This is a genomic window from Variovorax soli NBRC 106424 (genome assembly GCF_001591385.1).
Lineage (GTDB): Bacteria > Pseudomonadota > Gammaproteobacteria > Burkholderiales > Burkholderiaceae_C > Variovorax > Variovorax soli.
In genome coordinates, this window is record NZ_BCUU01000026.1 from 34,316 (window position 1) to 56,210 (window position 21,895).

Below are 21,895 nucleotides of genomic sequence, written 5' to 3' on the forward strand. Positions count from 1 at the left end.
GCCTGATGGTTTCAGCGCGCGTCGTGGGAATGAATCTGCAGCGCCTCGAGAAAGCGCGACACCATGTTGTAGGCCGCTATCGTGGCAGTGAGTTCGATCAGTTGCTGCGGTGCGAAGTGCGCCGAAACACCCGCGAAAACCTGATCGGGGACCTGCACATGTTGTGTCATCGCATCGACATAGGCCAGGACAGCTCTCTCGCGCGGGTCAAACAGCGCGCATTGCGGCCAGTGCGCCAAACCAGCCAGCTTTTCTTGCGAGACCCCTTCACTCAGAGCGATAGGCGCATGCTGGTCGGCCTCGTACGGTGCGCGGTTCAACAACGCTACGCGCATGATGACCAACTCGCGCAGCGCTGCGTCCAAGCTCGATTCTTGACGGATGGAAGTGAGATAAGCGAGCCAGCCGTCTGCAACTGCCGGACTATGCAGAAGCATCTGGTACAGATGCAGGATGCTGCCGCGTTGGGCAACTATCTTGTCCGCCAAGGGACGCACGGCATCGGTCTCGATGTCGGCGTACGGAATGCGAGCCATATTCAGGAGGTCGGTAGAGCTTAGATCGCTGAAATCCTATCGTGGCGGTAGACTCATTGCACCAACACAATCGAAAACACGCTGCGGCGCCAGCTCATTGCGCCACAGGCAGCTCGAAATAGAACGCCGTGCCCTGCCCCGGCACGCTCACGTAGTCGATGCGCCCACCGTGCTCCTGGACGATGCTGCGGCAAATGTTCAGCCCCAGCCCCGTGCCACCCTTCTGCCGCCGGTCCGAGCTGTCCGCCTGCGAGAAGCGCTCGAAGATGCGGGCGCGGAACGATTCCGGAATGCCCGCGCCGTCGTCGATCACCGAGACACGCACAACGGCCGACGGCGCTTCTTTTTCTTCTTGGCTCATGCGCACCGCCACGCGCCGGCTCGGCCCCGTGAACTTCACCGCGTTGGACAGCAGATTGACCATCACCTGCACGATGCGGTCGGCATCGGCCAGCACGCGCACGTCGTTCAGCCGGGCCTGCAGGTCCAGCTCGACGCCGTGCTGCTGCGCATATGCGCAGGTGGCGTCCAGGGCCTGGTCGACCAGGGGCGCCAGCGGCTGCACCGTCATCGCGTAGTGCATCAGACGCGCCTCGATGCGCTCCACGTCCAGCACGTCGTTGATGAGGCGCACCAGGCGGTCGCTGCTCTGGGCCGAGCGCGCGACCAGCTCCTGCGCCGATTCCGGCAGCGGGCCGGCCATGCCCGAGGCCAGCAGGCCGAGTGCGCCGTGGATGGCCGTCATCGGCGTGCGCAGCTCGTGCGTCACGGTCGAGACGAATTCGCTCTTGAGCCGCTCCATGTGGCGCCGCTCGGAGATGTCCATGTAGGTGGTGACGAAGCCGCCGCCGGGCATGGGCGCGCTGCGCACCTCCAGCGCGCGGCCGTCGGGCATCTGGCGCTCCGACAGCATGTGCCGGGGCACCTGCGCGCCCTGCACCATGCGCTCGACGATCTCGTCGACCGGGCCCGGCCCGTAGTCGCCGCGCGCGGCGTTGTGGCGGATGATGTCGGCAAAGGTGGGCTCCTCGGGCCCCAGCACCAGGTCGTCGGGCAGGTCCAGCAGGTCGCGGTAGGCGGAGTTGAAGGCTGCCAGCTTCAGCTCGGCGTCGAACACGCTCAGCCCGCACGGCAGGTTGTCGATGATGCTGCGCATCACGGCATTGCTGCGCCGCAGTTCCTCGCGCACGTGGCGCACGGCAGAGATGTCCTGCAGCGTGCCGACCAGGCGCACGGGCACGTCGTCTTCCACCTCGACCGCGCCCACCGAACGGATCCAGATGGCCCGGCCATCCTGGGTGGTGAGCGGAAGCTCCAGGTTCCAGGGCCTGCGCTGCTCGATGCATTCGCGGGCCGTCTGCTCGACGATGGAGCGCTCGGGCGGCGCGAAGAAATCGAAGGCGCCGGTCAGCCGGGGCTGCTGCCCCACGGGCACGCCGAAGATGCGGAAGGTCTGCTCCGACCAGGTGAGCCGGTTGGTGCGCAGGTCCACCTCCCAGCCGCCCACGCCGGCCACCCGCTCGGCCCGCTCCAGGAAGGCCTTGCTGGCACGCAGTTGTTCTTCGGCACCCTTGCGTTCGGTGATGTCCGTCTGCGTGCCCGACATCAGGCGCGGCTGGCCCGTGTCCGTGCGGTCGAAGACGCGGCCGCGCAGTAGCACCCACACCCAGTGTCCGGCGCGGTGCTGCATGCGCATCTCGCACTCGAAGTAAGGCAGTTCGCCGTCGAGGTAGCGCTGCAGCAGGCTCGCCGAGCTGCGCAGGTCGCCGCGGTGGCACAGGGTGCGCCATCGGTTCACGTCCAGCGGCTGCAGCTCCTGCAGCGTATAGCCCACCATGCCGGCCCAGCGCTCGTTGCAGGTCAGGCTGCCAGTGGTCATGTCCCACTCCCACGCGCCGGCATCGGTGCCTTCGATGATCTGGTCCAGGCGCTGGCGTTCGCGCGAGAGGTTGGCCAGCGCCTGCGACAGCTCGGACGCCGCGCGCTTCTTCTCGGTGATGTCCTGGCCGATCTGCATGAAGCCGACCAGCCGGCCCTGCTCGTCGCGGTGCGGCTGGATTTCCAGGTCGATCCAGTATTCGCGCCCGTCCTTGGCGCGGTTGATCACCTCGACGCGGCAGCTTCGCCCGGCGATGTCGGCCGCGTCGATGGCGGCGTAGCTCGCCGGGTCGGTGCGGCCGCTGCCCAGCAGCGCCTTGGGCGTGGAGCCCAGCGCCTCTTCCGTCGAATAGCCGTACACGCGGGTGAAGCCTTCATTCACCCACAGGATCCGGCGCGTCCGGTCGGTGATGACCACCGTGTTCGAGGTGTGCCGCACCACCTCGGCCAGCCTGCGCAGGTCCTTGGTCATGCTCTGCGCCATCGCCCGCGCGCGCGCCTCGCCCGATGCCAGCAGCCACACCGTCAGGGCCAGCAGCGCCGAGATGCAGGTGCCTGTGACGCGGATCAGGCTGGGCGACCAGTAGTCGAGGGCCGGCCAGAAGCCGGCGTCGGGCGTCATGCGGATCGAGAACTGCCTGCCGCCGATGACCACCGGCACCAGGCTCGGCTCCACCAGCGGCAGCGGCCGCCACGACAGCCAGTCGGGCGCGACGGGATGGGCCGACCGATGATCCGTCGAGAAGATGCGCGCCCCCATGCCTTGCGCATCGTCGAAAAGGCTGAATGCGAGGTCGGAGTCGATGCTGTCCAGCGTACCGCCGAGCAGCTCGGCGGCGACGATGGGCGCGTAGACGATGCCCGTCAGCGCGGCCTCGCGCTGCTGGGGCGTGGCAGGTACCGCGGCGCCGGCGTAGACCGGAATCATGTAGAGGAATCCCGCCCCCTGGGCCTGGTCCTGCACAAGCGTGATGGGCGCGCTGAGCGTGGGCTGCCCCGATCGGATGGCCTGCTCGATGACGCGGCGCCGCGTCGGCTCCGATCCGGCATCGAGGCCCAGGGCCGAGCGGTTGGCCTCCAGCGGCTCGACATACTTGATCATGTACAGGTCGGCCCCCGCGCTGCCGTTGCCGCCACTGGGGGTGCGCAGCGCATAGTCGGGCTGGCCCTCGGCACGCCGCGCGGCCACGAAGCGATCGGCCTCGCCCGGCGGTACGCGCTCGATGATGCCGAGGCCGCGCACGCCCGGAAACTCCTCGGCCAGGTTGCGCGACTGCACATAGCCCTGCCACGCCGCCCGGTCGACCCGCGCGCCGGCGGCATAGAGGGCCCGCCCGCCCATCAGGCCGTGCACCGGCTGCCGGAACCGGCGTTGCACCTCGGACACGAGGCGATCCTTCTGGCGTTCGTACTTGGCCTCGGCCGCCGCACCGATGGTGCGCTGGACCCAGTGCGCGGCCAGCATGGTGCTGACGATGCCCAGGACCAGTACCAGGGTCGACAGGACGCCCGGAGACCGCGCAACGCCGCCCTTTGCAGACGCCAATGACGCCTCGCGCCCGCGCAGGGCCGTGGCGCGCCACCGTATCCACAGGGCGACCGCGGTGATTTCCAGCGCGCTTTGCCACAGGACATCCAGCGAAGAAGAGCGGCTTCCACTCAGCGCCATCCAGCCCAGGAACAAGGCTTCTGTCGCGATGATCAGGATGCTGGCCTCGAAGCCCAGGCGCAGGATTCCAACTCTCGATGTCATGGCGCCCGAGTTTAGGGGGCGGCACCCCGGGCATTCACGACATGGCGACGCAGGAACTTTCAATCGAACCTCGATCGTGGCAGGCTCGTGCGATGCGGCCCTGGACGCGGATCCGACATGAAGCGACTGTGCGCCGCGTCGTGTTCACCCTGGTCTTCCTGCTCGCCACGGCAGCCTGGGTGGCCGGGGTCCGCTGGATGACGGGGCTGGAACACAAGGAAGACGCCTACCTGGACATCGACCTCGCGCAGGTGCCGCCGGGCAGTCCCAAGTACTACGCCTTCCAGGGCACGCCGCTCGCCCTGGTGCGGACCACCGACGCGATGCTCGACGACCTGCGGGCGCATACCGCCCACACGTGGAGCCAGCGTCCGATTGCGCCCGGCCATCCGTCGTTCTTCGTCTATTCCCTGCGCAGCCCGGCGGGCGGCTGCGAGCTCGAACACGTGCCCAAGGGCACGGACCGCTATGCGCCGGTGCGCCCGTGGCAAGGCGGCTACCGCGATCCCTGCCGTTTTGGCGAATGGGATTACGCCGGCCGCGCCATCCGGCAGTACGCCGACCAGGATCCGCGGCTTCTGCAGCGGGCCGACCTGGATGTGCCGGACTTCGAGCTGCGGGACCAGCGCTTCCTGCGCATCACGCGCGCGGCCGCGAAGCCGTAGCCCAGGCCAGCCGGTAGACGGGCAGCGGGTCGACGACAATCGGCCCGGAAACGAACGGAGAGTTGCCTTGATGAAGTGCCCGGGGTTGGCGAACTGGATTCGGCGTGCGCCTGGGCACCGGCCGGCGGCGTGGCTGCTCGCCCTGGCATGGATGTTCGCCGCGGGCCTGGCCGGCGCGCAGCCCAAGGCACCGCTGCGCTTCGGCGTGCTGCCGATGGGCGACGTGGTCGAGTCGCGCAGGAACTGGGAGCCCCTGTGGGCCGACGTGGGCAAGGAGATCGGCCTGCCCGTCGTCCCGCTGTCGGTGTCGACCTACGAAGCGCTGTCGGGCGCGATCCAGCGCCGTGAAGTCGACATTGCATTCCTGCCCGGCAAGATGGCGCTCGACGCCGTGTCCAGCGGGCACATGAAGGTGATCGCCCAGGTCAAGCGGCGCGACGGGCCGGCGGAACACCAGGCCGTGCTCATCGTGCGCAAGGACTCGCCGCTCAAGGGCCTGGACAGGTTGCTGGCCACCCCCGAGCAGTGGGTCATGGCGCGCGGCCCCAACCGGTCGGTGTCGGGCTACGTGGTGCCGCAGACGCAGCTCTTCCTGCCCCGCGGCATCGACATCGAGACGCGCTTCAAGGACGTGGTCGTCGGCACGCACCAGGAAACGGCGCTGGCGGTGGCCAACGGCATGGCCGACGTGGCCACGAACAACACCACCGATCTCGAGCGATTCGGCCACCAGTTCCCGGTGGAGGCGCAGCGGCTGAAGGTGATCTGGCGCTCGCAATCCACGCCGGCCGCCGACATCCTGGTGCGCAGCGACATGCCCCCGTCGCTTCGGCGCAAGCTGCGCGACGCGCTGACAGGCTACGGGCGGCAGGACGGTCCCGCCGGCGAGCGGCAGCGCGAGACGCTGCGTGCGCTGAAGGCGTCGTACGGCTACCTCGCGGCCGACAACAGCGCCTTGCAGCCGGCCGCCCAGCTCGAATACGAGATGGCCCGCCAGCGGGCGCTGAGCGCGCAATGGACCAGCGCCGCCGCGAAGGCCGCGCGGCTCGATCGCATCGAGAAGGACCGCGCGCGGACCATGGCCCTGCTGCAGCCGGAGGGCGCCGCCGCGACACGCAGCAAGTGAGCATTGGCGCGATATACCGTAGCGACCCACACGCCTTCTAACGCAATGAACGCTCCAGCAAGAGACTTCGTCGGCTACGGCCGCAACCGCCCGCAGTTCGAATGGCCAGGCGGCCGGCGGGTCGCCGTCAGCCTGGTGGTCAACTATGAGGAAGGCGGCGAGAACTGCGTGCTGGACGGCGACAGCCATTCCGAGGTGCTCAACAGCGACGTCGCCGGCGCCGCCCCCCGGCCCGGGCGGCGCAACCTGGTGGTCGAGTCGCACTACGAGTACGGAAGCCGCGTCGCGCATTGGCGCATCCTCGATCTGCTGCGCGAGTGCCGGGTGCCCGCCACCTACTTCGCGGTGTCCGGCGCGCTGGAAAAGCATCCCGACGCAGCCCGCGCGATCGTCGAGGCCGGACACGAGGTGGTGTCCCATGGCGCGCGCTGGATCGACTACGACGGCATGCCCGAAGCCACCGAGCGCGAGCACATGGTGCGGTCGCTCGACGCGCTGGAGCGCCTGTGCGGCCAGCGACCCGTGGGCTGGTACACCGGGCGCGTCAGCGCCCACACCCGGGCACTGGCAGTGGAGCAAGGCCTGCTGTACGACAGCGATGCCTACAACGACGACCTGCCGTACTGGACGGACGTGGGCGGCCGCCCGCATCTGGTGCTGCCCTACAGCTTCGATTGCAACGACATGCGCTTTGCGTCGGCGCCAGGCTTCAACACGCCGGACGACTTTGCAGGCCATCTGCGGCGCACGCTGGCCTGCCTGCGCCGCGAGGCGGCCCGTTCTGCTCCCGCGATGATGTCCCGATGACCGCAGCGCCGCTGTGCGGTCAGCGCGCCGGCACCGGCGCCTGCAGCTTCTCCAGTTCCTGGCGCAGCCTGTAGGCGCGGGTGGACGTGTCCATGGCCACGTCGCTCCAGGTCAGGCTCTGGCCCTTCTTCACCGGCCGCACGAGCGGGATGCCGTGCGCCAGGCCCAGCGGCACGCCGCCCATGCGCACGGACGTTTCAGCCGGCAGCAGCTTGCCCCAGACCGTGTAGCCGCCCTCGCCGTCCAGCACTTCGCCGGGCTGCAGGTCGCGCTTGGCGGTGGCCACCACGTCGGCGTTCCAGCAGGTGGCCACGCCGGTGGCCTCGCGGCGCAGCGCGACGCTGGCCACCGACAGGCCCACCTCCAGCCCGATCAGGTGCCAGCGCTTGTAGAGCGTGAAGTAGCGCCCGCTCGGGTCGGTGTGGGCGTTGTATTCCTCGAAGCAGTTCTTGATGTATTCCGTTTCCGCCTCGACCGTGACCCACACGCCCATGCGGATGTCGTACGGGATCGCGCGGCCGTCCGCCTCGAGCGAGGAGACCACCTCGACCATGCCCTTGCGCTCCAGCACGCCGCCCTCGCTCCTCGGCCGCGTCACGTACGGGATGTCGGCGATGCTGGCCGGCGGGTACAGCAGGCCGTTGCCGGGCACCGTGAGGCCCGTGGCATTGGCCACCGCCGTGCTTTCGATCGAGGGCTTGGAGCCGTCGAGAAAGCTGTTGAACATCTTCGGGTTGAGGCCGCCGCGCTCGGCCTGCTCGGGCGTGAGCCCGTAGTAGCCCCACACCGTCTCGGGCGTCGACTCGCAGAAATGCGGCAGCCACTTGTGGCCGCGGCCGGCCGCCACCACCGGGAAGCCGCAGGTGCGCGCCCAGTCGACCAGGTCGCAGATCAGCGCCGGCTGGTCGCCGAAGGCGAGCGAGTACACCACGCCGGCCTCGGCCGCCTTGCGCGCCAGCAGCGGGCCGCAGAAGGCGTCGGCTTCCACCGTCACGTTGACCACATGCTTGCCGTGGCCGAAGGCTTCCAGGCAATGGTCCACCGCCGAGATGGGGTGGCCGGTGCATTCCACCACCACGTCGATGGCCGGATGCCGCACCAGCGCCTGCCAGTCGCTGCCCACATGGGTGGCGCCGGTCTTCAAGGCCTCGTCGATGGTGCGCGCCTGGGTGCGCTCGGCGGGCCAACCCACCCGCGCCAGGTTGGCCCGGGCGCTGTCCGGCGAAAGGTCCGCAATGGCGGCCAGGTGCACGCCGGGCGTGCGCGGCACCTGGGCCAGGTACATGGAGCCGAACTTGCCGGCGCCGATCAGGCCGACCCGGATGGGCCTGCCTTCGGCGGCGCGCTGCTGCAACTGGCGATGAAGACTCATGGGTTCTCCTCCAAGGTTGTCGTCTGCACCACGGCGGGGTGGCCCCGCCTTGCGCGGACCGCCAGCAGATCAGTCCGGAACGAAGCGTGCGTTGAACCTGGCCACGTCGTCCGCCTGCTCCAGGGTCACGAGCTGGCCCATCTTGCCGTCGGACAGCCGGCAGGCGGCGAACAGGCTGTAGCGCCCGCTCAGGTCGTAGCTGGGGAGGTCGATCAGCGCGTAGGGCTGCGGCACGAACACCTGGTGTTCGAACACCACCCGGTGCACGTTGCGCGGCGAGGGAAAGAGCTTGTAGTCGGCGGTCTCGAAGGACCTTGCGGTAGCCATTCCGCCATTGTCGCCGTGTCGGCCCCAGAAAAAACCCCGGCTGTTTCCAGTCGGGGCAAGAGGTCGGTGGTCGACCTTGGAGAACCTTGTGAGCGTCGGACTCCCGAAACCGGCCGGAGTTCCGTTCGACCGGCCGTTTCCTTCGGGCCGCCGGCAGCAGGCGGGCGTGCATCTGCAACGCCGTGGCAAATAACGTAGTGAAATGCGCCAACATGAAACTCGACGACACACTGCGTGAACGGGTCGCCGGCAGGCTGGCAGCCTTCGAGCAGCGCGGCCTCAGTGCCCTCGATTCGCGGCGGGCTGCCGTGGCCTTCGCACTCATCGAGGAAGGCACGGGCGCCATGCTCCCCGGCATCGATGCCCCCGCCGCCTGGAGCCCCAGCGCGGCGGTGCTGCTGACGCGGCGCTCGGCCCTGCTGCGCAACCATCCCGGCCAATGGGCGCTCCCGGGCGGCGGCATCGACCCTCGCGAATCGCCGGAAGAAGCCGCCTTGCGCGAACTGCACGAGGAAGTCGGCCTGCGCCTGCCGGACAGCGCCATCCTCGGCCGGCTGGACGATTTCGTCACCCGCTCCGGCTACGCCATCACGCCCGTGGTCGTGTGGGCAGGCCGGGCCGAGGGGCTCGTGCCCAACGCCGACGAAGTCGCCAGCATCCATCGCATCCCGGTGCGCGAGTTCATGCGCGCGGACGCGCCGCTGCTCGATGCGATCGAAGACAGCGAACACCCTGTGTTGCGCATGCCCGTGGGCCACACATGGATCGCCGCGCCGACGGCGGCCTTCCTCTATCAGTTCCGGGAGGTCTGCATCGCCGGGCGCAGCACGCGCGTTGCGCATTTCGAGCAGCCCTTGTTCGCGCGGCGGTAACCCCGGCATGGGGCCGCCCGCCCCTCTCCAAGGCGCTTCAGGCGCCGGGAACGCACACCATGGCGATGCTGATCCAGACGCCCACGCTGAAGTAGGGCGTGAGCCACAGCGCATCGGCCTTCCATGCCGCCCAACTGCCGCTGGGCACGCGGCGGTGCCAGGCGTCGCGCGCGCCCTGGTCCAGCCGCATGTAGGCCTGCCCGCGGGCGCGGCCATGCTGGTAGCGGCGCCAGTACATCGGCACGTCCACGCCCGCGACATAGGCCACGAAGGCCATCGAGCCCAGGATGCCGAAGACGGCCAGCGACCTCACCCAGCCGGTGCTGTCCAGCGCGATGACGCCCAGCAGCGCGGCCATCCACGAAAAGCCGGCAGCCCACAGCGAGGACTCGACGGCCTGGGTGATGTGGTTGAGCGTGAGCACGCTGTGCCAGCAAAAGCCCTGGGCCACCACCATGAACACCGGAATGGCCCATGCCGCCTTCTGCACCCAGGGCAGGCCGGCATGCACCGCCAGCCAGAGGCAGACGTTCAGCACCGCCAGCAGGCAAAGCGTGCGCCACCACGACAGCACCCGCGCGTCCGCCTGGACGACGAGTCGCGTCGATGGAATGTGACGGCCCGATGACATGCCACGGCGAGCCTAACCGCGAGCCGATCGGCCAGGCAAGCCCGGCGAAACACCTGCCACGACTGCGGAATCCCGGCCCGGGCAGCGCCGCGGCTGCAGCAGGTGTAGGCTGGCCGCGGAGGCTGCCGTGACGACGACGATCTCGATCCGTTTGTGCTTCCTGGGCGCGCTCCTGATGATGATGATGCTGGCGCTGCGGCTGCCATCGGGCGCGGCTGTGCCGCCACAGGAGCAGAAGCAGCCGCACCCAGGCCCGGTGCTGGTCCTGCAGATCGACGGCGCCATCGGCCCTGTCGCCATGGACCGGGTGCAGCGCACCCTGGAGCGCGCCGCGCGCGAACGGGCCGCCCTGGTGGTGCTGGAGATGAACACGCCCGGCGGCCTGGACACCTCGATGCGCGGCATCGTGCAGGCCATCCTGGCCTCGCCGGTGCCGGTGGCCGGCTACGTGGCCCCGCCGGGCGCGCGCGCGGCCAGTGCCGGCACCTACATCCTCTATGCCTGCCATGTCGCGGCGATGGCGCCGGCCACCAACGTCGGGGCCGCCACGCCGGTCGCCATCGGCATGCCCGGCATCGGGCCGGAGAAGGAACCCAGGGAGCCGAAGGAAGGCAAGGACGCGAAGCCCGAAAAGGACAGCACCGCCGACAAATCGCAGGACACGATGAGCGCCAAGCGCGTGCAGGACGCCAGCGCCTACCTGCGCAGCCTGGCGCAGCTGCGCGGCCGCGACACGGCCTGGGCCGACCAGGCGGTGAAGGAATCCGCCAGCCTGGCGGCCGCCGAAGCGCTGGAACGCCATGTCGTCGACCTGGTGGCGTCCGACCGCGCCGACCTGCTGCGCCAGTTGGACGGCCGCGAAGTCCGCCTGGGCGGCGCCGGCAAGCCGGAGGAACCCGTCGTGAAGCTGGCCACCGCCCGGGCCCCGGTGCTGGTGGTGGAGCCCAGCTGGCGCGACCGGCTGCTGGGCGTGCTGAGCGACCCGAGCCTGGCGCTGCTGTTGATGATGGTGGGCATCTACGGCCTGGTGTTCGAGTTCATGAACCCCGGCTTCGTCGCGCCGGGCGTGATCGGCGGCGTCAGCCTGCTGCTGGCCTTGTGGGGGCTGCAGATGCTGCCGATCAACTACACCGGCCTGGCGCTGATCCTGCTGGGCATCGCCTTCTTCGTGGCGGAGGCTTTCGTGCCCAGCTACGGCGCCCTGGGCCTGGGCGGCATTGCCGCCTTCGTGTTCGGCGCGCTGCTGCTGGTCGACAGCGAACTGCCCGGCTTCGGCGTGCCGCTGCCTTTCGTGGCGACGCTGGCAGCGCTTTTCGCCCTGGCCCTGGTCGTGCTGATCCGCATGGCCATCAAGGCGCACGCGCGGCCGGTGGTGAGCGGCGCACCGCACCTGCTCGGCACGCAGGCCATGGTCATCGAGTTCGACGGCGGTGAAGGCGAAGGCTGGGCCCTGCTGAACGGCGAACGCTGGCGCATCCGCGCTGCGCAGCCGCTGGCGCCGGGCCAGCTCGTGCAGGTCGCGCGCATCGAAGGCCTGCGCCTGGAGGTGCATCCCATCGCCGGCGCGCCCGCGCCTTCGCCACCACAACAACAGCAACAACAACCCGCGAGCGCACCATGACCTACCTGATCGCCCCGCCCCTGCTCCTTTTGCTGCTGGTGCTGCTGGCCGCCAGTTCGCTGCGCATCCTGCGCGAATACGAGCGCGGCGTGGTGTTCCAGCTGGGCCGCTTCTGGCGCGTGAAGGGGCCGGGCCTGGTGATCCTCATTCCGGGCATCCAGCAGATGGTGCGCATCGACCTGCGCGTGGTGACGCTGGACGTGCCGTCGCAGGACGTGATCTCGCGCGACAACGTCACGCTCAAGGTCAATGCGGTGCTGTACTTCAAGGTGATCGACCCGGAGCGGGCCGTCATCCAGGTGGAGCACTACCTGGCCGCGACCAGCCAGCTGGCGCAGACCACGCTGCGCGCGGTGCTGGGCAAGCACACGCTGGACGAGATGCTGTCCGAGCGCGAGCGGCTCAACCTCGACCTGCAGAAGATCCTGGACAGCCAGACCGACGCCTGGGGCATCAAGGTGACCAACGTCGAGATCAAGCACGTGGACCTGAACGACTCCATGATCCGCGCCATTGCGCGCCAGGCCGAAGCCGAGCGCGAGCGGCGCGCCAAGGTGATCCATGCCGAAGGCGAACTGCAGGCCTCCGAGAAGCTCGCCCAGGCGGCGCAGGTGCTCGCGCGCGAGCCGCAGGCGCTGCAGCTGCGCTACCTGGAAACGCTCACGGTGATCGCGGCCGACAAGAACTCGACCATCGTCTTTCCGCTGCCGCTGGACATCGTCGGGCCGCTGCTGGACGTGCTGCGAAAGCGCCCGCCGCCACATGCCGAAGGAGGTCCGCCATGAAAGTCCTGCGTCTTCCTGCTGCCGCGCTGGCCCTGGCCGGCCTGCTCGCGCTTGGGGGCTGCGTCGCGGTGCCGTACGACGGCTACTACGTCGCCGGCTACGGCTATCCCTACGGATACAGCTATGGCTATCCGTACGCGTATGGCTACGGCTATCCGTATGGCTACTACCCCTACGTGTCATCGTCCCTCTATATCAGCGGGGGCTATGGCTACGGCTGCTGCTGGGGCCGTGGCGGCTGGGGCCGCTATCCCTACTATGGCCGCCCCTACCACGGCGGGCATGGCCGCGGCTACGCAGGCCGTGGCGCAGGCGGATGGGGACGCTACGGCGGCCGCCGCTAGCTCCATCCCGCACAAAGCGCAGGGTGCCCAGGTTCCGGCGCCGCGCTTTCCCACATCCTTCCCGAAGCTTGACCCAGGTCAAGCGCGCAAAGCCATGCGCCTGTCTATGGTCGAGGGTTGCTTGGAGGAGACGCAATGGAACTCGAGATACCGGAACTGCTCGCCGTCACGCTGCAGGGGCAGGTGGGCGCGCAGTCGCCGCTGGGCCTGCAGCTGGGCGGGCAAGGCGCCGGCACCGGGACCCGGGTGGTGTCCAGCCACCATTTCGACGGCCACTCGCTCAACCTGCTCTACCAGCTGAGCCGCTCCGCCGGCGCGCGCGACCTGGTGTTCCAGCTGCTGGCGCTGGACAACCTCAACGGCGAACCGGCGCCGGTGCGCCCCATCGCCAGCCTGGAGCTGATGGTGCCGGCGTTGGTCGAGTGGCTCGGGCGCGACCTGATCGACGGCTGGCTGTACCAGCGCGGGCGCGACGGCGTGCTGCTGGCCTGGCTGGTTCATTCGGTGCGGCTGGTGAAGCCGGCCGATGGCGAGGCCTATGTGCTGGTGGGGCTGCTGGCCAACACGCTGCGCGCGGCGGGCCGCGAGGCGCCCACGGACCCGCGCCTGCGATTTGCCGGCATGACCTGGGGCCTGAGCTTCTATGCCGAAGACCTGGCCGGCCGCACCCTGGCCGGCATGTTCGCCGCCCAGGGCTTTCACAAGGAATGCGCCGAATTCAAGCGCGAGTACGAGCACCAGCTGGCCTGCTTCACCCGCCTGCAGCCGCAGTACGGCGCCCAGTTCACCGTGAGCGGCAGCGCCTGGACGCCCGGCGAAGGCCCGCGCGACGACATGACATTCCACCGGCTGCCGGCCGGCGCCACGGCCCGCTGCGTGAACGACGAAGAGCTGCTGCACCGCCGCTTCGACATGGCGGCCGATCCGCAGTACTGGCGCGAGTGCGGCATTGGCCGCGGCTTCGACCGCATTCCGCAGCACTGCTACCTCCATCTCTTCCACCTGGACTGGCACCGCAGCATCTGGGCCCATGTGCAGCATGTGGACGAATACAAGTACCAGCCCGCCCTGCGCGAGCGGCTGGTGCTGCCGCAGGCGCACCGCGACCTGATCGACATCCTGACAGCCGACCGCTGCTTCCTCATGGAAGACGTGGTGCCCGGCAAGTCCGGCGGCACCACCATCCTGTGCAAGGGGGCGCCGGGGCTGGGCAAGACGCTCACGGCCGAGGTCTATGCCGAGGTGGTGGGCAAGCCCCTGTACCGCGTGCATTCGGGCCAGCTGGGCGTCACGGCCGGCTCGGTGGAGGCCAGCCTGACGCAGATCCTGCAGCGCGCCGCGCGCTGGGACTGCGTGCTGCTGCTGGACGAGGCCGACGTCTACATCCGCCGGCGCGGCAACGACCTGCAGCACAACGCCATCGTCGCGGAGTTCCTGCGCACGCTGGAGTACTTCAGCGGCCTCCTGTTCATGACCACCAACCGCTCCGGCGATATCGACGAGGCCATCCTGTCGCGCTGCATCGCGGTGATCGACTACCAGCCGCCGGGCCCCGCCGACGCGCGCCGCCTGTGGGTCCTGCTGTCGGCCCAGCTGGGCGTGGACCTGCCCGAGGCGCTGATCGACACCCTGGTGGCGGACTATGCCGAGGCCAGCGGCCGCGACATCAAGGAGCTGCTCAAGCTCACGAGCAAGTACTGCCGCCGCATGGGGCTGCCGCTGACGGCCCGCGCGTTCGCGCAGTGCGCGGTGTTCCGGGGCCTGGCTTGCACGCCGTCGCCGTCGCCTGTTGATGAAGAAGAAAGAGGAGCCGCATCGTGATCGACCCCAGCCTGCTCGGCGGCGCCCTCACCGGCCGCATGAACTTCCGGCCCGGCGCCGCGCCTGCGGGCGCGCCGCTGCCGCCCGGGCGCCACGGCCTGTCCTTCGCCGAGGGGCGCGAGGCCGTGCTGGTGGTGCCCGAGGGCCTGAACGTCGATGCGCCGGTGCCGCTGCTGGTCATGTTCCACGGCGCGGGCGGCGAGGCCAACCGCGTGCTGCCGCATTTCGTGGCGCATGCGCGCGCCCGGCGCTTCCTGCTGCTGGCGCCGCAGTCGATGTACCCCACCTGGGACATCGTCATCGGCGGCCATGGCCCCGACCTGGAGCGGCTGGATGCGGCGTTGTCGCGGGTGGCCGAGCACTTCCCGCTCGACCCGGCGCGCCTGGCATTCGCCGGCTTTTCCGACGGCGGCAGCTACGCGCTGTCGCTGGGGCTGACCAACGGCGACGTGGCGAGCCACGTGATCGGCCTGTCGGCGGGCTTCATGAACACCTTCACGCAGGCCGGAACGCCCAAGGTGTTTCTCGCGCACGGGCGCAGCGACAGCCAGCTGCCCATCGAGACCAGCGCGCACACGAATGCGCGGCGCATGCTGGAAAGCGGGTACGACCTGACGCTGCAGCCCTTCGATGGGGACCATGTGATCGTGCCGTGGGTGGTGGGGCGGGCGGTGGAGTTCTTTCTCGGGCCTGATCCGGGCTGAGTCCACGCGATGCGAGCTGCGCTCGAAGTCTGATCAGCCCAGCAGCAGCGGCAGAAGCCGCCAGGCGCCGGCACCCAGCAAGGCCAGGCCGAGAAGCGTCGCGATGCGTTCGCCGCGCGGCGCGAGCTTCTCGACGGCGACGGCGATCGACAGCGCCGCGATCCACGCCAGGTTCATCACCCCGCCGACGAACAGCAGCGCCATCAGCGCCCAGCAGCAGCCCAGGCAGAACAGTCCGTGGCGCCAACCCATGGCGAAGCCGCCGAAGCGCCCGCCGCGCCATTCGCCGACGAGAAAGCCCATCGGCGTGCGGCAGCGCGCCAGGCAGATGCGCTTGAGCGGCGAGAACTGATACGCGCCAGCCACCAGCAGCAGTGCGCCCGACAGCATCGCCGAGGTGCTGACGATCATCGGATCCACCCAGCCGGCGGCCTGAAGCAGCCACTGCGCCGCGGTCGCCGCGACGCTGAAGAGCCACCACACCAGCAAGTAGGCGCCGACGAACTGGCGCGAGCGAGCGCGCTGCCCGTTGCGCCGGCACAGCGCGACGAATGCCTGCACCATCGGCAGCGCCGACGGCAGCATCATCGCGGCCATCATCACCGCCCACATCGCGACGATGGCCAGCAGGTTGGCCGCACTCCACTGCGGCGACATCGGCATGATCAGCTGCGCCAGCGGATGGCCCATGTCGAAAGCGAGCCAGGCCAGGCCGGCCCACCCCAGCACGGCGAACCCCAACCACAGTGCGGCTGCCTTCGACGGCATCGGGCCACGATGAGCGGCGCGGCGCTGCTTGTCAATCGCACTAGCCCCCGGATTCGTCGCAGGCACTGCAATTGCGCGCACCCTTGATTGGGCGTAACGTGACGCCTTTCCATCGGTTCGAGCAGCCGGTTTTGCCCGGACAGGCCGGCCGCATGTTCACCCGCACGAAGGAGCAGTCATGGCGACCTGGCAGATCAGCGGCGAATACATGGAAACCTGCAACTGCACGCTGCTCTGTCCGTGCATCACTTCCAACCTGGCGGCCACCCCGACCGAGGGCGACTGCAAGGCGGCGGTGACACTGCGCATCGACAAGGGGCACAAGGACGGCGTGCCGCTCGACGGCCTGAGCTTCATCGTGATGATGCATGCGCCCGGCGCGATGGGCGCGGGCAACATCACCGTCGGGTTGATCATCGACGAGCGCGCCAGCGACGCGCAGGTCGAGGCGATCAGCGCCATCGCCACCGGCGCGGTCGGCGGTCCCATGGCGGCACTGGCGCCGCTGGTCGGCAAGGTCGCAGGCATCGAGCGCCGGCCGATCCAGTTCGATGTGGACGGCCTGAACCGGACAGTGCGTGCAGGCGACCTGGTGGACCAGGCCTGCGAAGGCCTCCCCAGCGCCAGCGCGCCCGGCCAGGCGATCGGCGTGGACAACACCGCACATCCGGTGAACAGCCGGCTCTCGCTGGCCAAGGCGACGCGCAGCCTGTTCAACGTCTTCGGCATTCAGTGGAACGACTCGACCGGCACGCGCAACGGCCACTTCGCGCCCTTCGCCTGGGCCGGCTGAATGGCGGCGGGCGCGAATCGCACGTCCTGAAGTACCGCTGTGGGGCACGAGGCAGCAAGACCACACCGCCCCCTGTCGGCGGCTTGCGCTGCGGAGCCGACGTAGATGATGATCAGAATGCTGCCAGCCGCTCGAAAAACCAGAATGCCGACATGCAGCCGATTCCGCAGGCAACTACCGAAACGTAACGCCTTCCTGATGCCAGGTAGCGCTGCAGCGCATGGGTCAACAGCCAGCCGACGACCAGGACCGCTGCGATGAATGCGAGTTGACCGAGTTCGACACCCATGTTGAAGGCGAACAGCGCCAGCGGAACGTCATTGGCCGGCAGACCGATGCCGGCCAATGCCCCTGCGAAACCCAGTCCGTGCAACAGTCCGAACAAGAAGGCCACCGACCAGGGATACCTTGCCGTCAGGCTGGACTCGCCGCGCTCCATTCGCACGACTTCGCAAGCCAGCAGCAGGATGCTCAAGGCAATGGTGGCTTCGGTCGGAGCCGACGGAACATGCAGCAGGCCCAGCGTCGCCAGGGCCAGCGTGATGGAGTGCGCCACGGTGAATGCCGTTACCGTGAGCAGCAGCGTGCGAACGTTGCGCACAAGAAGAATCAGGGCAAGGACGAACAGGAGGTGGTCGTAGCCGCCGAGGATGTGCTCCACGCCGTGCTTGAGGTAGGCGCCGGCCACCGCGAGCGGATCGGGCTGCGAAGGCACTTCCACCCCGGCCTGAGAAGGCCGGATCAGCATGGTGGCCGTCGTCCTGCCGTCGGGTCCCTGGACGCGCACCAGAACATCCGTGATGGTCGCCTGCAGCCCGACGAACTCGATCCGCTTGCCGGCCAGGCCTCCGGCCACCTGCACGGTCCGTCTCTCGACGATGGAATCGTTCAGGTCGCGCTCGAACGGCTCGACCAGGTTGCGAGCCTCGGGCGGAAGCCTCAGGAGGATCGGCAGGCGCTGGCCGGCCAGGACAGGCGTGCGCCACAGCAGGTCGTAGCGCTCGGACGCCATCTCCCGGATTTCCAGATAGGCGGGCCGCACTTCGTGCGCCCGCACGGCCGTGCACAGCATGGTCAGCAGCAGCATGCCGAGCAGCATGGCGCCGCGAGCCCACCGCCAGGCGCCGGGCATCACTTGCGCACCCCGGGCTGGACCGCGACCGCATTGGCGACCGCTTCCGCGGACGGCAGCACGACCTTGTAGCGCGCCCGCATGGCCTCGAAGGCCTTCTGCTTGCCGATGGCGCGCTGTTCGGCGATCCAGGCCTGCCTGGCGGCTTCCTCGACCTCCTCGAATGCCGGCGTGCGTCCGGGGAGCACTTCCTCGAGATACACCAGGTGCCAGCCATAGCCCGACTGCACCGGGCCGACCCAGCGTTGCGTGGGCATGGCGACGACGGCTTCGGCGAATGCCGGGCCGAAGACGGCAGCCAGTTGCTCCGGCGAACGGTCCGGATAGCGCGTCTGGTACATGAACGGGTCGCCGATCGACTCCGTCCTGGCATCGATGCCGGCGGGCTCCAGCTGCCGCAAGGCGGCGGCGGCCGCGGCCCGGGCCCGGTCGCCGCGCAGGTCGGGAGAAAAATAGACGTGGCGCAAGGTCATCCTGGGCGCCTGCGCAAACTCATCCACCCGCGTCGTGTACCAGTCCCGCAGCACCTGCGGCGCCGGATCGGCGATGCGCGACGCATCTTCCGTGAGGAACTCCATCTTTTGCGCCAGGCGGCGCCGGATGATCGTGTCGTCCTTGTCCATGCCCATGTCCAGCGCCTCGCGGTACAGCACCTCCTCGCGCACCCGGGCCTCCACGAGGCCGTGCAGCTGCGCGGGCGAGGGCGCCGCGCGGCCCTGGGCACGCCATCCGATGGCCAGCTGCGCCAGGTCTTCCTCGGTGATCACGATCTCGCCCGAACGCACGTCCTCCTTCGGCGCAGGACTCAAGATCGCGTAGACGACGAACAGCACTGCGCCTGCCAGCAGGAAGTGAAGCAGCGGCTCGCGCAGCAGCCGTCCGGCAAGGCGAGGCGAATCGTTGGGACCCGTCTGCATCCTTCAGCGTCCGGCCTGCTGCGCTTGCGCCGGGGTCACCTCGTAGTTGGCAAAGCCGAACTCGTTGCTGCGGGCCCCGATGTACTTGTCGCCCAGCTTGAACACCGACACCTCGAACGGACTGCCGTCGATCGTCGAGACCAGCTTTCCGTCCTGGACCACGTAGTTCGCACCCTCCGACGGGCTGGGCAATTCGGCCTGCCTGCCCGGCATGGAGCTCACGATCCGGCGCTTGTCGTTGCCGTAGAGGATGTCGAACTTTCTTCCGTCCACCGTGTTGACCACCTTGGCCGTCTTGCCGACGAACAGATCCTTCAGCTGTGCATCGGTGAGCGCGACCGCCCCCTGCTGGCGCAGGTCGGCGACCTTCAGGCCGGCCGCCGCACGCTTGCGGGCCGCCTCGGTCGGGCTGTACCAGATGGGCGTGGTCCAGGCGCGCTCCTGGACCGCCGGCGCCACATCGCTCGGCGGGACAATGCCCAGCTTCTTGGCGTCGTAGGTGCTCCACCGGGGAGTCGGGATCTGCAGCACCCGTGCGTAGTAGAAGGCATTGAGCGAGGGATCGAACTCCGGATCGGTCCACACCGTCTTGAGCTCGACCGCGCCGATGGTGTTGGTGTAGGTGGCCTTCTCGATGTTGACGGTGCTTCCCACCGGCGGCAGCTTGCCCGTGGCGGCGTCGATCTTTCGATTGCCGGACCACGCCACGTCGTAGATCTTCTCGAAGATCTGCCCGTTCCTGGTCCAGCCCTTGACGATCTGGATGCGGTCGAGGTTGCCGTCGTCCGGGTCCTTGACCGCCTGCACGATGAATCGCGGCGCCTTCCCATCCATGCTCGGCAAGTCCCCACCCATGGGAACGCCGCGTGCATAGCCGACCTTGACCCACTCGCGCGAGCGCAGCACATCGGACGGATAGTCCCACCCGCCGAACATGCGCACCTTGATGCGCACGCCGCTGGTGCCGAACACTTCCTTGCGCTGCATGGCGGAAAACAGCGCCTCGCGCGTGTTCTCCTCGGCCCACACGCCGGCCAGCCCCGAGGTGCCGGTCTGCAGGATGTTCATTCCCGAGGCCACCGTGCCCGCAAGCCGCTTTTCGGGCGTCGCATCCGTCTCGCCGTGATCGCCGAAATAGTTCGACTGGGAGTAGTTCGTCGCCGAGTTGTGCGAGTCGCCGGCACCGACGACGCCCATCTTGTAGGGATTGAAGCCCCGGGTGTCCTGAAGCGCCAGGCCGTTCTGGTAGGCCTCGCGGATGTAGCTGCCCTGCAGCTTCGAGAAGCTGTTGTCCAGGCCGATGAGGTAGTTCATGACCTCGAAGTTGGCGAACTCGTCGTTGGGCGAGAGTCCTGGAGCCGTCTCCGACTGGCCCTTGACCTGCTTGATCTCGGTGAGCGGTTCGTTGGCCATGCGCTGCTGCGCCCATGCCGCATCGATCGGGCGGCCCTTGCTGTCCACATCCACGGGGAACATCAAGCCATTCGAGAGATTGGCGTTGTGGGAGATCGCCAGCGCCTCGTTGCCCAGCTTGCGCTGCCCCTCCAGCCAGGTCCAGAGGTCCTCGGGCTTGTCGGAGTCGATGGCGGAGAACGGCGCGGCCGGCAGCTTGCCGCAATCCTTGAAGAACACGTTGCGGTGCATGTTCTGGTTGCCCGGCATCGACGTCCACTCGTACGAGCAGAAGGTCGTGAACTTGCCTGGCTTGTAGTACTGGTTGGCAATGGCCGTGTTGTTGCGCCAAACCTCGTTGACCAGCTCCGGCTGCAGAAGCGATTCGATCTTCTCTCCCTTGGCAAGGCTGCCGGCCATCCATTGGAAGATCCGGATCACGTCGCTGGGCTCGCGTACCTTCAGCTGGCTGGCGATGGGCAGCTTGCTCACCGGCGATTTCGGGTCGTTGGCGAGGCTGAGCATGCCCACGTACTCCGCATGGTCCGTGACGCCATGGAAATCGAGGGGGCGCTTGAGCTTGACCATGAAGCCCGCCGGATGCTTGATAGCCTGCCCCATCGCGAACTGATAGGACTCGGCCGGACCCGCCACGGTGTTGCCCAGGATGTAGGCATCCAGCGACCAGCTCGTGTGCTGGTGGGTCTGCCCGAAATAGGCTTCCTTGTCCGGATTCTTCACCTGGGCCACCGCAAAGCCCGACACGAAGATGCCGAGACTGGCCGCCGCGACTGCCGACTTCGACAGCTTGAATTGATAAGCCTGATTTTTCATGAACCCCTCCTTGACCCAAGACGATCGATACGCCCCGCTTCATGCCGTCCAGGCGATGAAGCCGTGATTTTTCTTATGGGTGCCTATCAGGCACCCATGCCCCGCTACTGCGGCCTGACGCGTGCGCCCTCGCCGTTGCCCTCGATGTAGACGCGCTGGCCCACGCGCAGGCCTTCGGCCACAGGCTGCGTGACCGCCACCAGCACACCGCCGCCGGTGCGCACGATGACCTGCTGCCCGGGCACCGGCTTGTCGTACTTCTTCTGGACCTCGTTGCCGGCCAGAGCGCCACCGACGGTGCCCAGCACCATGGCCACGTCGCGGCCCGTACCGCCGCCGATGAGGCTGCCCACGCCCAGGCCCGCGACGCCTCCGATGACCGCACCAACGCCGGTGTGGTGCGAGCTCGCCAGCTGCACCGGCGTGATCTGCTCGATGGTTCCCTGCCGCACCTCCATCGAGCCGGGTTGGGCGCCCGGTGCAGCGCAGGCCGCGACCAGCACGGCCAGCAAGCCACTCAGAACAATGCGCAGGTTTCGGAAGAACGGCATGGAAGATCTCCTCGTGAGGTTTCAGGTGGGTTGGACTGCAATTGCGGCGGCGGCGGGCGATGCACCGAAGACATGGCCCTACGGCTGCTGGACGACGTAGACGAGATTCGCGCCGTTGATCGCCGCCCGGTAGTAGGTGCTTCCGCAGCGGTGGTACTGGACGCCGTTGAGCGTGGTCAACGCGCAGCCCGCGGGCAGCGCCGTCACCACCGTGCCCACCGCGACCGCACCGGCGGGGGCCGGCGAAGTCGCTGCGGGCGCCGCCA

20 protein-coding genes and 1 pseudogene are annotated in these 21,895 nt (G+C 68.7%); 10 read left to right on the plus strand and 11 right to left on the minus strand.

Going from position 1 to position 21,895, the window contains the following annotated elements:
• Positions 1–11: 11 nt before the first annotated feature.
• Complete coding sequence (locus VSO01S_RS10295; protein ID WP_068641998.1) at positions 12–536, minus strand: carboxymuconolactone decarboxylase family protein; 525 nt, start codon at positions 534–536, stop codon at positions 12–14.
• 94 nt (positions 537–630) lie between these two features.
• Complete coding sequence (locus VSO01S_RS10300) at positions 631–4,167, minus strand: CHASE domain-containing protein (protein WP_068642000.1); 3,537 nt, start codon at positions 4,165–4,167, stop codon at positions 631–633.
• Between the two features lie 41 nt (positions 4,168–4,208).
• Between VSO01S_RS10300 and VSO01S_RS27520 the strand changes: the two genes are divergently transcribed.
• From VSO01S_RS27520 to VSO01S_RS10315, 3 genes are all read left to right on the plus strand, one after another.
• Positions 4,209–4,832, plus strand: a complete 624-nt coding sequence (locus tag VSO01S_RS27520; protein WP_161944432.1) for a Rieske (2Fe-2S) protein — start codon at positions 4,209–4,211, stop codon at positions 4,830–4,832.
• A gap of 85 nt (positions 4,833–4,917) precedes the next feature.
• A complete protein-coding gene (phnD, locus tag VSO01S_RS10310) occupies positions 4,918–5,958 on the plus strand; it encodes a phosphate/phosphite/phosphonate ABC transporter substrate-binding protein (RefSeq protein WP_161944433.1) in 1,041 nt (346 codons plus the stop codon).
• Positions 5,959–6,003: 45 nt separating this feature from the next.
• Positions 6,004–6,765: a polysaccharide deacetylase family protein gene (locus VSO01S_RS10315; protein WP_068642005.1), complete on the plus strand. Its 762-nt coding sequence runs from the start codon at positions 6,004–6,006 to the stop codon at positions 6,763–6,765.
• 19 nt (positions 6,766–6,784) lie between these two features.
• On the opposite strand, the gene VSO01S_RS10320 is transcribed toward VSO01S_RS10315, so the two are convergent.
• Both VSO01S_RS10320 and VSO01S_RS10325 read right to left on the minus strand, forming a co-directional pair.
• Positions 6,785–8,137: an NAD(P)H-dependent oxidoreductase gene (locus VSO01S_RS10320; RefSeq protein ID WP_068642007.1), complete on the minus strand. Its 1,353-nt coding sequence runs from the start codon at positions 8,135–8,137 to the stop codon at positions 6,785–6,787.
• A 69-nt stretch (positions 8,138–8,206) separates the two neighbouring features.
• Positions 8,207–8,464: a hypothetical protein gene (locus VSO01S_RS10325; RefSeq protein WP_068642009.1), complete on the minus strand. Its 258-nt coding sequence runs from the start codon at positions 8,462–8,464 to the stop codon at positions 8,207–8,209.
• Between the two features lie 212 nt (positions 8,465–8,676).
• On the opposite strand from VSO01S_RS10325, the gene VSO01S_RS10330 reads away from it, so the two are divergent.
• The gene (locus VSO01S_RS10330) at positions 8,677–9,336 is read left to right on the plus strand and encodes an NUDIX hydrolase (protein ID WP_068642033.1); all 660 of its coding nucleotides are present in this window, start codon (positions 8,677–8,679) and stop codon (positions 9,334–9,336) included.
• Between the two features lie 37 nt (positions 9,337–9,373).
• Here VSO01S_RS10330 and VSO01S_RS10335 read toward each other — a convergent pair whose 3' ends face one another.
• On the minus strand, positions 9,374–9,967 hold the full coding sequence (locus tag VSO01S_RS10335) for a hypothetical protein (RefSeq protein WP_153305209.1): 594 nt from the start codon (positions 9,965–9,967) through the stop codon (positions 9,374–9,376).
• Positions 9,968–10,094: 127 nt separating this feature from the next.
• Between VSO01S_RS10335 and VSO01S_RS10340 the strand changes: the two genes are divergently transcribed.
• The 5 genes from VSO01S_RS10340 to VSO01S_RS10360 all read left to right on the plus strand — a co-directional run bounded on the left by VSO01S_RS10340 (position 10,095) and on the right by VSO01S_RS10360 (position 15,242).
• Positions 10,095–11,588: an NfeD family protein gene (locus tag VSO01S_RS10340; protein WP_218002331.1), complete on the plus strand. Its 1,494-nt coding sequence runs from the start codon at positions 10,095–10,097 to the stop codon at positions 11,586–11,588.
• Positions 11,585–12,373 (plus strand): slipin family protein, encoded by a 789-nt coding sequence (locus VSO01S_RS10345; protein ID WP_068642013.1) that lies wholly within the window; start codon positions 11,585–11,587, stop codon positions 12,371–12,373. Before VSO01S_RS10340 ends, VSO01S_RS10345 begins: the two co-directional genes overlap by 4 nt.
• Complete coding sequence (locus tag VSO01S_RS10350; protein WP_068642015.1) at positions 12,370–12,717, plus strand: hypothetical protein; 348 nt, start codon at positions 12,370–12,372, stop codon at positions 12,715–12,717. The genes VSO01S_RS10345 and VSO01S_RS10350 overlap by 4 nt, the downstream gene beginning before the upstream one ends.
• Before the next feature lie 135 nt (positions 12,718–12,852).
• Positions 12,853–14,538, plus strand: a complete 1,686-nt coding sequence (locus tag VSO01S_RS10355) for an ATP-binding protein (protein WP_068642017.1) — start codon at positions 12,853–12,855, stop codon at positions 14,536–14,538.
• The gene (locus VSO01S_RS10360) at positions 14,535–15,242 is read left to right on the plus strand and encodes an alpha/beta hydrolase (protein WP_068642019.1); all 708 of its coding nucleotides are present in this window, start codon (positions 14,535–14,537) and stop codon (positions 15,240–15,242) included. The genes VSO01S_RS10355 and VSO01S_RS10360 overlap by 4 nt, the downstream gene beginning before the upstream one ends.
• 33 nt (positions 15,243–15,275) lie before the next feature.
• On the opposite strand, the gene VSO01S_RS10365 is transcribed toward VSO01S_RS10360, so the two are convergent.
• On the minus strand, positions 15,276–16,010 hold the full coding sequence (locus tag VSO01S_RS10365; RefSeq protein WP_068642021.1) for a DUF2182 domain-containing protein: 735 nt from the start codon (positions 16,008–16,010) through the stop codon (positions 15,276–15,278).
• 178 nt (positions 16,011–16,188) lie between these two features.
• Here VSO01S_RS10365 and VSO01S_RS10370 point away from each other — a divergent pair, with 178 nt between their 5' ends.
• On the plus strand, positions 16,189–16,803 hold the full coding sequence (locus tag VSO01S_RS10370; RefSeq protein ID WP_068642022.1) for a DUF1326 domain-containing protein: 615 nt from the start codon (positions 16,189–16,191) through the stop codon (positions 16,801–16,803).
• Positions 16,804–16,915: 112 nt separating this feature from the next.
• Here VSO01S_RS10370 and VSO01S_RS10375 read toward each other — a convergent pair whose 3' ends face one another.
• The 5 genes and pseudogenes from VSO01S_RS10375 to VSO01S_RS27525 form a co-directional block, all read right to left on the minus strand.
• Positions 16,916–17,902 (minus strand): HupE/UreJ family protein, encoded by a 987-nt coding sequence (locus VSO01S_RS10375; protein ID WP_153305210.1) that lies wholly within the window; start codon positions 17,900–17,902, stop codon positions 16,916–16,918.
• Positions 17,903–17,934: 32 nt separating this feature from the next.
• Positions 17,935–18,852, minus strand: a complete 918-nt coding sequence (locus VSO01S_RS10380) for a peptidylprolyl isomerase (protein ID WP_068642026.1) — start codon at positions 18,850–18,852, stop codon at positions 17,935–17,937.
• Positions 18,853–18,855: 3 nt separating this feature from the next.
• A complete protein-coding gene (locus VSO01S_RS10385) occupies positions 18,856–21,078 on the minus strand; it encodes a DUF3604 domain-containing protein (RefSeq protein ID WP_068642027.1) in 2,223 nt (740 codons plus the stop codon).
• Between the two features lie 104 nt (positions 21,079–21,182).
• Positions 21,183–21,629: an outer membrane lipoprotein gene (locus VSO01S_RS10390; RefSeq protein ID WP_084241798.1), complete on the minus strand. Its 447-nt coding sequence runs from the start codon at positions 21,627–21,629 to the stop codon at positions 21,183–21,185.
• Positions 21,630–21,707: 78 nt separating this feature from the next.
• Positions 21,708–21,895 (minus strand): annotated as a pseudogene (locus tag VSO01S_RS27525) (hypothetical protein); the annotation flags it as partial.

Excerpts from the sequence above, each read along its gene's own strand:
- VSO01S_RS10295 (WP_068641998.1), bottom strand. The coding sequence starts at position 536 with ATGGCTCGCATTCCGTACGCCGACATCGAGACCGATGCCGTGCGTCCC.
- VSO01S_RS10300 (WP_068642000.1), bottom strand. The coding sequence starts at position 4,167 with ATGACATCGAGAGTTGGAATCCTGCGCCTGGGCTTCGAGGCCAGCATC.
- VSO01S_RS27520 (WP_161944432.1), top strand. The coding sequence starts at position 4,209 with ATGGCGACGCAGGAACTTTCAATCGAACCTCGATCGTGGCAGGCTCGT.
- VSO01S_RS10315 (WP_068642005.1), top strand. The coding sequence starts at position 6,004 with ATGAACGCTCCAGCAAGAGACTTCGTCGGCTACGGCCGCAACCGCCCG.
- VSO01S_RS10320 (WP_068642007.1), bottom strand. The coding sequence starts at position 8,137 with ATGAGTCTTCATCGCCAGTTGCAGCAGCGCGCCGCCGAAGGCAGGCCC.
- VSO01S_RS10325 (WP_068642009.1), bottom strand. The coding sequence starts at position 8,464 with ATGGCTACCGCAAGGTCCTTCGAGACCGCCGACTACAAGCTCTTTCCC.
- VSO01S_RS10330 (WP_068642033.1), top strand. The coding sequence starts at position 8,677 with ATGAAACTCGACGACACACTGCGTGAACGGGTCGCCGGCAGGCTGGCA.
- VSO01S_RS10335 (WP_153305209.1), bottom strand. The coding sequence starts at position 9,967 with ATGTCATCGGGCCGTCACATTCCATCGACGCGACTCGTCGTCCAGGCG.
- VSO01S_RS10345 (WP_068642013.1), top strand. The coding sequence starts at position 11,585 with ATGACCTACCTGATCGCCCCGCCCCTGCTCCTTTTGCTGCTGGTGCTG.
- VSO01S_RS10350 (WP_068642015.1), top strand. The coding sequence starts at position 12,370 with ATGAAAGTCCTGCGTCTTCCTGCTGCCGCGCTGGCCCTGGCCGGCCTG.
- VSO01S_RS10355 (WP_068642017.1), top strand. The coding sequence starts at position 12,853 with ATGGAACTCGAGATACCGGAACTGCTCGCCGTCACGCTGCAGGGGCAG.
- VSO01S_RS10365 (WP_068642021.1), bottom strand. The coding sequence starts at position 16,010 with ATGCCGTCGAAGGCAGCCGCACTGTGGTTGGGGTTCGCCGTGCTGGGG.
- VSO01S_RS10370 (WP_068642022.1), top strand. The coding sequence starts at position 16,189 with ATGGCGACCTGGCAGATCAGCGGCGAATACATGGAAACCTGCAACTGC.
- VSO01S_RS10375 (WP_153305210.1), bottom strand. The coding sequence starts at position 17,902 with ATGCTGCTCGGCATGCTGCTGCTGACCATGCTGTGCACGGCCGTGCGG.
- VSO01S_RS10380 (WP_068642026.1), bottom strand. The coding sequence starts at position 18,852 with ATGCAGACGGGTCCCAACGATTCGCCTCGCCTTGCCGGACGGCTGCTG.
- VSO01S_RS10385 (WP_068642027.1), bottom strand. The coding sequence starts at position 21,078 with ATGAAAAATCAGGCTTATCAATTCAAGCTGTCGAAGTCGGCAGTCGCG.
- VSO01S_RS10390 (WP_084241798.1), bottom strand. The coding sequence starts at position 21,629 with ATGCCGTTCTTCCGAAACCTGCGCATTGTTCTGAGTGGCTTGCTGGCC.